Raw genomic sequence first — 2,332 nt, forward strand, 5'->3', positions numbered from 1 at the left:
CCTGGTGACTCAGAAGTTTCTGCTTCTGGAGAAGGAGAATCTGCCGTGGATGAGTCAGAAGTTTCTGCTTTTGGAGAAGGAGAATCTGCTGTTTCACTCGCCCCTGGTGACTCAGAAGTTTCTGCTTCTGGAGAAGGAGAATCTGTCGTGGGTGACTCTGTTGTTAAACTAGGAATAGGAGGGGCCAGAGGCAAAGGTGCAGTTGCCATTGGAGATCCAGGTAAGATACTTCCAATACCTAATGTGGCCAAACCCTTTCCAACTTGTGGGACTTTTGTAGATTTGGCTAATTCTAGTGTTGTCTCAGCCTCAGTATTGGCTCGAGCCAAACCTTTAAAACTTGTCTCTAACTGCTCAAAAGTATTAGTAATAGGAGTCAGAGTAGCCAAACTTGTTTCTAACTCTTCAGAAGTAGAAAGTGCTTGACCAAAATTTGATTCTGGTTCGCCAGTCAGCGTATTAAGTTGTGGTGTGCCTAAGCTAAAAATTGACTCCTCTGTACTAACATCTGGACTATCAACTATTTCAGATTTAGGTAAAGAAAGAATAGGTTTGGAGAATAGATTAAACCCATCATTCCCTCTAGTCGTTGTCCAGAAAAATACACTGCCAAGAGTCGCTAAGGCTACAAATATTGCAATCCACTCATCACGTTCCACTGGCCTTGACCGTGAAGGTGGGTTCGGAGGTATATTTGTCATTGTCATAGCTATATAGTGACAGCTCTAGATTAGACTACCATTAGGGATAAAAGGAAGATTATCGCTGCGCTCTAAGTCAGAAATAGGAAGTCAGAAGTCAGAAGTTTTTTTCTATAGACATCTCCAGAAAAGAGGGAACAGGGAACAGGGAACAGGGAACAGGGAGAAGTAATTGATAAGAATTGATTTTATTTTTGATTTTCACTCCTATGTCTTATGATAATTTTCGGTAATAAAATCTGGTAGTCCTAAAAAGGAAAGGATGAAGCTATAGGTAACGAGGCATTGTAATGATGGATGAAATGCTAGATAGTCCCTATATGATTTTCCAGCTTTTTGGAAAAAGATAAAGTCTTCCTGACTAAACGTGAAATTCGTTGCCGTAAAGTACAGCTAAATTGAAGAAGGAGTCAGGAGACAGAAGACAGGAGTCAGAATAGAATTTTTCACCGAAAAATTGGGTCTTAAGCTAAGAATCATTTAGATTCTATATTCCCTGTTCCCTTTGACAAAAATTGGATATATGGTTTAAATGCAAAACAACTTATATTAATAATTTGCAAGTCCCTCAAGCTCAAAGTTTGAGTCTCAGAAATTTTAAATAAAATGACTACTAAACCATTAATTATTGCTCACCGGGGTGCATCTGGCTTGGTGAAATTTGAAAATACTTTAGCTTCTTTTGAAAAAGCTATTGAATTGGGTGTACCAATGGTGGAGTTTGATGTGAGAAAAACTCAGGATAATTTATTTGTTGCGTTTCACGATGAATCAATTGATGGGATGAAAATTAGTGATTTGAGTTATCAACAACTTTTGGATATTTCTCGGCAAAAAGGTTTTGATGTCCCATTGATAGAGGATGTGTTGAAGTTGTGTCAGGGGAAAATTAAACTTGATATTGAATTGAAAGAAGTGGGATATGAATTGGAGATAGTTAATTTAGTCAAAAAATATTTAGATTATCAAGATTATGTGATTAAATCTTTTCTTGATGCTGCTATTATTGCGGTCAAAGAAGCAGATAATCAAATTACAACTGGGTTGTTATTAGGACTTAGTAAACCCAAAAATTTAATTGCTACTCGATTATCAGAAATCTTTCCTGAATTTCGTTTGTTTACAACTAAAGCTGATTTTGTTTCGCCTAATTATCAATTGATAAAATTTGGTTTTGCCTGGCGCATGAAGCTGTTTAATCAGAATATCTATGTTTGGACAATTAATGATGAAAAATTAATGGTTGAAACTGTCAAACAAGGAGCATTTGCATTAATTACAGATAGACCAGATTTAGCTTTGAACTTATTTGATGGGAATTAGCATTCGTTGTATGCAACGTTCCTACCTACTCCCCCACTCCCCTGCTCAATAAAATGTAGAAAAGTTTTTGAGAAATGGTGTTACGTAACCATCCAACAGCACACGTTGCATGAGATGTAAAATTGACAATTATTCCAAAAATGGTAAGCATACTATCACACACGCTACTTAATCTTTTGTTTATAGTAGTCGAAGGAAAGGTTAAGACAGATCAAAAGTTTAAAACTCAGGCAACGCAATATTTTTCCTGATTCTTTCTTCTGCTATACAAACTATTCTCTAAACAAAAAGAACCTCTTAGTTATGAG

1 protein-coding gene and 2 pseudogenes are annotated in these 2,332 nt (G+C 36.5%); 1 reads left to right on the plus strand and 2 read right to left on the minus strand.

The annotated features are described in order from the left end of the window. Both F6K13_RS29005 and F6K13_RS29010 read right to left on the minus strand, forming a co-directional pair. A pseudogene (locus F6K13_RS29005) lies at positions 1–707 on the minus strand (hypothetical protein); the annotation flags it as partial. A 299-nt stretch (positions 708–1,006) separates the two neighbouring features. Then, positions 1,007–1,090: pseudogene (locus tag F6K13_RS29010) on the minus strand (IS1 family transposase); the annotation flags it as partial. A gap of 217 nt (positions 1,091–1,307) precedes the next feature. Between F6K13_RS29010 and F6K13_RS29015 the strand changes: the two are divergent. Next, on the plus strand, positions 1,308–2,024 hold the full coding sequence (locus F6K13_RS29015; RefSeq protein WP_124147043.1) for a glycerophosphodiester phosphodiesterase: 717 nt from the start codon (positions 1,308–1,310) through the stop codon (positions 2,022–2,024). The last annotated feature ends 308 nt before the right edge of the window (positions 2,025–2,332 follow it).

The sequence above is a fragment of the Okeania sp. SIO2B9 genome (assembly GCF_010672505.1).
In the GTDB taxonomy this organism is placed as follows: Bacteria; Cyanobacteriota; Cyanobacteriia; order Cyanobacteriales; family Microcoleaceae; genus Okeania; species Okeania hirsuta.